This window comes from Acinetobacter sp. 228 (assembly GCF_048147885.1).
This window is the reverse complement of record NZ_JAYWYV010000004.1, coordinates 240,134-247,407: the sequence shown is the minus strand read 5'-3', so window position 1 is coordinate 247,407 and position 7,274 is coordinate 240,134. Positions and strand designations below refer to the sequence as shown.

Genomic DNA, 7,274 nt, shown 5'->3' with positions numbered 1-7,274 from the left:
CTTTACGTGCCGCATAGATCGCAGCGGTATTGCCTGCAGGTCCGCCACCGACGATCAGTACATCAAAGGCGTCTTTGGCATTCAGCTTTTCAGCATCTCTGGCAGCTGCATTGCTATCCAGTTTGGCAATGATTTCTTCCAGTGTCATACGACCCTGACCGATGTGCTGGTTATCCTGGAACACCATCGGAACAGCCATGATCTTGCGTTCTTCGACTTCATCCTGGAAGAAGGCACCATCAATCATGGTGGCTGTGGTACCCGGGTTGTAGATGGCAATCAGGTTGAGTGCCTGAACCACATCCGGACAGTTATGGCAGCTTAAGGAGACGAACACTTCAAAGTCGGATTGAATGCCCAGGCCTTTAATCGACTCCAGCACTTCATCAGAGACTTTGGGTGCATAACCGGAAGTTTGCAGCAATGCCAGAATCAGGGAAGTAAACTCATGTCCCATCGGCAAGCCTGCAAAGAACACGCGTGGCTGTTCACCGGCCTTGGCAATACCGAAACTTGGTACACGTTTGTTGCTGCCGTCAAAGCGGGCAGTCACCTGATCAGAAAGTGCCGCAATCTCTTCGACCAGTTCCTTGATCTTGGCTGACTTGTCAGAGCCATCAAGGGTAGCCACCAGTTCAATCGGGCCTTCAAGGCGCTCAAGTAAGGTTTTAAGTTGGGCAGAAGTATTTTGGTCTAACATTGCTAACGCCTCCAGAGGAGTAAATGTTTATTTGATACAGCCATGATAGGATAATCGATTGAATAGGTAAAACAGGTTGTTTTTATATAATCAATCGATTTTTTGGATAGATTAAGAAATTCACTATCAATTTCAATTTCCTATATATGGATTAAATGGGAATTTTCAAGTAGTTTGCCGTCATGTTTGCTATTTTAGGTTAATATTTAGAATGTATTGAGGAGGGTTTAGTGATGGAATTACAACGCGGTATTTATCAGCATTACAAGGGCCAGCTTTATCAGGTGTTTCATGTGGCGACCCATAGTGAAACTGAAGAAAAACTGGTGGTATATCAATGTCTCTATGGGGATTATTCGATTTGGGTACGCCCTTTAACGATGTTCACTGAAACCATTACCACGAACGATGACCGGGAAGTGGAACGTTTTAAATTGATTCAGGCACTTTAAGCTAGCAAGACTCAGGGAAGAGAGATAATGAATCCAGATAAATTTGAAAAATTCATGCAGGAATTATATGAAAAATTTCATATGCATGATCTGAAGCAGAATGATCGACTACACCGATATCGCAATATAGAGCCCGAATCTGGCCAATTTTTATCTATGCTGATTCGTGCGCAACAATCCAAAAAGATATTGGAAATTGGTACGTCTACCGGTTATTCAACCTTATGGCTGGCTAAAGCTGCACGCCAGACTCAAGCCAAGATTACAACTCTTGAACTTGATGCAGAACGGGTTGATCAGGCCAAGCAATATGCGACAGAAATTGATCTGGCAGATGTGATCGATTTTAAAGTGGGAGATGCTCAAGTTTATCTAGAAGCAATGCTAGAAGGATTTGATTTTATTTTACTGGATGCCGAACGAGATGCGTATGTCAGTTACTGGCCACATTTAAGCCGGTTGCTCAAGATCAAAGGCGGTTTGCTGGTAGTCGATAATGTTATTTCGCATGCAGCAGAAGTGAAAGAATTTATCACCTTAATTCAGCAAGACCCACGTTTTATTATGATGACAGTACCCATAGGCGCAGGTTTGCTGATGGTGGAGTTCCGTTAAAACGGATTTGTTTTAATCCATGCAAATTTTATTAAAATGCAAATTGTATTCGAGATATTTTTCTACGAATGCGGCTTTGTCTTGGCGTCTTAACAGGTTGTCATAAATAAATTCAGGTACGGGGTGATATAGCTCGGTATGGCCATTACTATATACAATTTTCAGGTGGCGACTTGAAGGATTGTATTTCCAAGAAATCACGGTAAGCAGTTTTTGCATATGCGTTCCTCCACTGAATATTTCTTATCTTGTCATTCGAACTTATGCTATGTGATGCTAGAGATGTATAGCTGAATTGTAAGAATGGGTAAGGATTATGAGAAAGAGAAGCAAAAGATATGCCTGAATTTTAAATAATTAAAAAAGAAAAAATTTGGACGGAAATTTTAAAAGTCCTTTTAAAGTCCTAATAAAATCCCGTATTGCGCTGACATAAAAGTTTAAACCATAAAAAACCACGCTAAAGAGCGTGGTTTTTTTGAATCACTTCAATCTAATTAAAATTAGATTTTACCTACTAGGTCGATTGAAGGAGCAAGAGTTGCATCGCCTTCTTTCCATTTAGCTGGGCAAACTTCGCCTGGGTGAGCATGTACGTATTGAGCTGCTTTAACTTTACGAAGAAGTTCTTGAGCATCACGGCCGATACCACCAGCGTTGATTTCAACGATTTGGATTTTACCTTCTGGATCGATGACAAAAGTACCGCGATCAGCAAGGCCATCAGCTTCGATTAATACGTCAAAGTTTTTAGCAAGCGTCCAGTTAGCATCACCAACCATTACGTACTGGATTTTTTTGATTTCTTCTGAAGAATCGTGCCAAGCTTTGTGAGTGAAATGCGTGTCAGTAGAAACTGAGTAGATTTCAACGCCTAGTTTTTGGAATTCAGCGTAGTTGTCAGCAAGGTCACCTAGTTCAGTTGGGCAAACGAAAGTGAAGTCAGCTGGATAGAAGAATACAACAGACCATTTGCCTTTCAGGTCAGCTTCTGTAACTTCAATGAATTTGCCGTTTTGGAATGCAGTTGCTTTAAATGGTTTAACTTCAGTATTAATTAAGCTCATCATTGTCTCCATGATTGAGGTAGTCTTTGATTTTGAATAAGAGTATCGAAATTCTGGTGAATGCTAAAATGGTATTTTTACATTATAAATATCGGAAAAACCGAATTAAGTAAAAATGCTCCGCCTTAGCAAAATAACTTTGTTCACTTAGCAGCATCAAAATGATGGCCTGATGACAAAATTATCTCTTTTTCCTCACTCTAGCAAACATGATGTTGAAACCAAAAAATTCAAGGGTCAATTAGAAAAAAAGCATGTTTTCCGGAAATTAATTTAAATATCAATCGTAAATTCGGATTCATACTTAAATCTAATCATGTAGACAGATCTCAGGGAGATGATCATGCTGCCAGATTTATTGCGCTAAAATGAGTGAAATTAAACGAGTAACGTTAAATTGCCCAGTACTTAACAGAACTACGACTATCTGAAATCTGATGAACCAAGTAAAATAAACCTTTCCAGTTTTTTGATGTGGGTGTTTTCTCTGTGCAGAGTCATTTAAATGTAGATCAATGGGTAATGGCGCGTGACCGTCACCGTTTAAATCGACTGAAAAAGGGGAAAGACGCAAATGCCAAGCAGTATCAGGAATTATTTGAAAAATCCAATCTGAAAGTACGGCAACGGCTTGAGCATATTCCAAACATCAAGCTGAATCAGGATTTGCCGGTAACCCAGTATGCTGACAAGCTGATTACCGCGATTCAAAAGCATCAGGTCATTATTGTAGCGGGTGAAACCGGTTCTGGTAAAACTACCCAGTTACCGCAAATTGCCATGCTGGCTGGACGTGGCCTGACTGGAATGATCGGGCATACCCAACCGCGCCGACTGGCAGCACGCAGCGTATCACAGCGTATTGCTGAAGAAGTCGGTGAAAAACTTGGGGAATCAATCTCTTTTAAAGTTCGTTTTACAGAACAGGGTTCGCAAGATTCAATTGTGCGTTTGATGACAGACGGTATTTTACTGGCCGAACTGACGCATGACCGTTACCTGACCAAATATGACACGATTATTATTGATGAAGCGCATGAACGTTCGTTGAATATCGACTTCATTATGGGCTATCTGAAGCAGCTGTTGCCGCGTCGTCCTGATCTGAAAGTCATCATTACTTCAGCAACCCTGGATGTAAACCGTTTTAGCAGTTACTTTAATGGTGCGCCAATTTTTGAAGTGGAAGGCCGCAGCTTCCCGGTTGAGCTGCGTTATCGCCCAATCTCGGAAATGAGCATTGGCGGTAGTGATGATGACGAGTTTGATGACTTTGAAGAAAATCTGCCTCGCGCTGTGGTCAAAGCAGTCGAAGAATGCTTTCAGGATGCACAGGAAAAAGGCCATCCTGAACACGCCGATATCCTGATTTTTGCCAGTACGGAGCAGGAAATTCGTGAGTTACAGGAAACCCTGATCAAACACGGGCCACGCCATACTGAAGTATTAACTTTATATGCGCGTCTGGCGCTGGCCGAACAGCAGAAAATCTTTAATCCTTCTGGAGGCGGGCGACGTATTATTATTGCCACCAACGTGGCAGAAACGGCTTTAACCGTTCCGAATATCCGGTATGTGATTGATAGCGGTTTTGCCCGTATTTCGCGTTATAACTATCGTTCACGGGTGCAGCGCCTGCCGATTGAAGCCGTTTCTCAGGCAGCAGCCAATCAGCGTAAAGGCCGCTGTGGCCGTATTGCACCGGGTGTCTGTATTCGTCTGTATTCTGAGGAAGACTTCCTGAGCCGTCCAGAGTTTACCGAACCGGAAATCAAGCGAACTAACCTGGCATCTGTAATTTTGCAGATGCAAAGTCTGGGGTTGGGTTCGCTCGAAGACTTCGATTTCATTGAGCCACCAGATCATCGTCTGGTAAATGATGGCCGCAAGCTCCTGATTGAACTGGGTGCAATGGCTGAGAAAAATTCTCCTAAAACTGAAGATGATCAAGCAAATCCCTCTAAATCTCCCTTTGAGAAAGGGAGACTTCAAAGCAGTGGCTTAACCAAGATCGGTCAACAAATGGCGAAAATGCCGATCGATCCACGTCTGGCCCGTATGATTCTTGGTGGTGCACATTTTGGAGCGTTGAATGAAGTGCTGGTGATTGTGGCAGCACTTGCAGTTCAGGACCCGCGTGAGCGTCCGGCAGACAAGCAGATGCAGGCGGATCAGAAGCATGCATTATTCCGTGAAGCCGATTCTGATTTCCTGTTCTATCTCAAACTCTGGGAGACGCTGCACAATAACCGCGACAGCATGAGTGAAAATAAGCGCCGTACTTTTGCACGAAATCATTTCCTGAGCTGGTTGCGTCTGCGTGAATGGAAGAAAACGCATGAGCAGCTGGTGGATTTGGCTAAGGGCTTAAAACTGTCATTTAATGAAAAGAAAGCCAGTTATGAAAATCTGCACCGTGCCTTGTTGACCGGTCTCTTATCGTTTATCGCCAACAAGACCGATGAGCGTAATGTCTTTATGGCAGTACGTCAGCAAAAAGCACGGATTTTCCCGGCTTCTACCTTACACAAGACCAATACGCCGTGGGTGATGGCCTTTGAAATGGTCGAGACTTCCCAGGTGTATTTACGTACCCTTGCCAAGATTGAACCGGAATGGATTCTGCTGGCCGCACGTGACCTGCTCAAGCATCATTATTTTGAACCGCACTGGTCGAAAAAAGCTGGTGTAGTGAATGCCTATGACCAGATTTCCCTGTTCGGTCTGATCATTGAGCCAAAGCGCCCGATCAATTATGAAAAAGTCGATCAGGCAGCAGCGCATGAAATCTTCTTGCGGGATGCTTTAACCACTGGGCATTTAGGCATTACTCCACCATTTTTAAAACATAACTTGCTGAAACTGGAAGAAGTTGAACGGGTTGAAGACAAGCTACGCCGTCGTGACCTGGTCGTAGATGAAGAAACCATTTACCAATTCTATGCGTCTAAAGTGCCGCCTGAAGTGGCCAGCCGTCGTACTTTTGAAGACTGGCGTGCCACGGTTGAGCCTCAGAATCCGCGTTATTTATTTGTTGATGACGATGCGCTGTGGCTAAATGATCGTCCAACCACACAACAATTCCCGGACTATTTGCAGAATGGTAGCCTGCGTCTGGCTGCAACCTATCGTTTTGACCCGAGTCATGATGAGGATGGTGCGACAGTTAAAATTCCACTGCAAGCCTTGGCACAGGTCGATGAAGGGATCTGGTCATGGGGGATTCCCGGCTGGCGTCTGGAGCTGATTGAAGCATTACTAAAGTCTTTGCCAAAAGACAAGCGCCGTAATCTGGTGCCAATTCCGGATACTGCACGAAAACTCATGGCAAAAGTAGATGCGCAGGATTTACAGAAACATATTTTTAGTTTCTTGGCCTTCCAGCTGCGAGGCGAACAAATCACGGAGAAAGATTTCAGCTTTGACCGGGTAGACCAATATCTGTTGCCTTTTATTAAAGTGACTGATGAAAAAGGTCGTGTCATTGAGCAGGGCCGTGATCTTGCTGAGCTGAAAGCGCGCTGCCGGACTGAAACGCATAGTCCGGTCAAACAGCTTAAAGGTGAATTTACAACTTTCCCGGAAAGCTTTGTATTTGAAGCCTCGCAAAAAGTCACCGGTGTTGTGGTCAAGCAGTATCAGGCGCTGGTTCCGGCCAAAGCTTTTGCTGACTTGGAGCAGAAAGATGAATCGGGTGTAGTGATTCAGACTTTTAATGATCAGGCTGAAGCGGTCAAAAAACATCGTGAAGGGGTGATCCGACTGGTGCATATGCAACTCGGAGACTTGACCCGCCAGTTGAAAAAACAGATTTCCAAACCTCTGGCGCTGGCTTATTCACCACTCGGTGACAAGGCACAACTGGAACAAATGTTAGTTTATGCCACACTACAAATGTCCATAAATGAGCTTCCTGTCAATGCGCAAGAGTTCCAAAAGCTGGTGGAAGATGTAAAAAAATCTTTCTTAAGTCATGGGCAGGTCGCCCTGAAAGAGATCACGGATATTTATATCCAGTGGCAGGAAATCCGCCGGAAATTGCTGGTTTTAGACCATTCGGTGTTTGAAAAAAATATCAATGATATTGAAGATCAGCTTGATTTAATGAGCCTTTCTGATTTTGTTTATCGTAAACCGTCTGATGTCTGGATTGAATTTCCACGTTATTTAAAAGCTTTGATCTTGCGTTTAGAGCGCTTGCCCAATAATCTACAAAGGGACAATTCCGCCATTGACCAAATTGATCAATGGATGGAAAAATTATTTCAGTTTAAAGATGACCCTCGTCTGAAAGAATTGTATTTCATGGTCGAGGAGTTAAGAATCTCATTGTTTTCACAACCGATGAAAACAAAAGCACCCGTGTCTCCAACTCGCTTGCAAAAAGTATGGGATCGTCTTGGAATCAGTTAAGATATAGGTAATTCAGAGAAGGAGTTT

Annotated in this window: 6 protein-coding genes; 3 read left to right on the top strand and 3 right to left on the bottom strand. The window is 43.5% G+C overall.

Translation table 11 applies throughout. The features are described 5' to 3' along the window. The coding region (locus tag VXQ92_RS05245) for a thioredoxin family protein (RefSeq protein WP_416680737.1) at positions 1–700 on the bottom strand (700 nt) is incomplete at its 3' end. Positions 701–933: 233 nt separating this feature from the next. Between VXQ92_RS05245 and VXQ92_RS05240 the strand changes: the two genes are divergently transcribed. Both VXQ92_RS05240 and VXQ92_RS05235 read left to right on the top strand, forming a co-directional pair. Further along, positions 934–1,152 (top strand): DUF1653 domain-containing protein, encoded by a 219-nt coding sequence (locus VXQ92_RS05240; RefSeq protein ID WP_034436473.1) that lies wholly within the window; start codon positions 934–936, stop codon positions 1,150–1,152. Between the two features lie 24 nt (positions 1,153–1,176). Further along, positions 1,177–1,767 (top strand): O-methyltransferase, encoded by a 591-nt coding sequence (locus VXQ92_RS05235; RefSeq protein ID WP_155858365.1) that lies wholly within the window; start codon positions 1,177–1,179, stop codon positions 1,765–1,767. Positions 1,768–1,779: 12 nt separating this feature from the next. On the opposite strand, the gene VXQ92_RS05230 is transcribed toward VXQ92_RS05235, so the two are convergent. Next, complete coding sequence (locus VXQ92_RS05230; RefSeq protein ID WP_004278917.1) at positions 1,780–1,986, bottom strand: KTSC domain-containing protein; 207 nt, start codon at positions 1,984–1,986, stop codon at positions 1,780–1,782. 284 nt (positions 1,987–2,270) lie between these two features. After that, on the bottom strand, positions 2,271–2,834 hold the full coding sequence (gene ahpC / locus VXQ92_RS05225) for an alkyl hydroperoxide reductase subunit C (RefSeq protein WP_004278916.1): 564 nt from the start codon (positions 2,832–2,834) through the stop codon (positions 2,271–2,273). A gap of 489 nt (positions 2,835–3,323) precedes the next feature. Here ahpC and hrpA point away from each other — a divergent pair, with 489 nt between their 5' ends. Beyond that, positions 3,324–7,247, top strand: coding sequence for an ATP-dependent RNA helicase HrpA (gene hrpA, locus VXQ92_RS05220; protein WP_416680736.1), 3,924 nt, complete (start codon positions 3,324–3,326; stop codon positions 7,245–7,247). Positions 7,248–7,274 lie beyond the last annotated feature (27 nt).